Genomic DNA, 282 nt, shown 5'->3' with positions numbered 1-282 from the left:
GCACCTGGCTGTCGGCGCTGCTGTTCGGCGGCGAGTTCCCCGGACGGATCATCGAGAACCTGTACCCGATCCACGTGGCCGTCGTCCCAGCGCTCCTGGTCATCCTGATCGCCGCTCGCGCGCGGCGCGCGTACCTCGCGAAGCCGGCGCAGTTCGCCGGTCCAGGGCGTTCGGAGGACCGCATCGTCGGTGTGCCCGTCTGGCCGAACCTGGCCGTGCGGGCCGGGGGCCTCCTCGCGCTCGCGACCGGCGGCATCCTTCTCGTTGCGGCGACCGTCACCA

Annotated in this window: 1 protein-coding gene; it reads left to right on the top strand. The window is 72.3% G+C overall.

The window, feature by feature from the left end:
* The coding region (locus SB717_RS35170) for a cytochrome b N-terminal domain-containing protein (protein ID WP_410907533.1) at positions 1-282 on the top strand (282 nt) is incomplete at both ends.

It is taken from the genome of Priestia sp. SIMBA_032 (assembly GCF_046535215.1).
Lineage (GTDB): Bacteria > Bacillota > Bacilli > Bacillales > Bacillaceae_H > Priestia > Priestia aryabhattai.
This window is presented reverse-complemented; position numbering and strand designations above follow the sequence as displayed.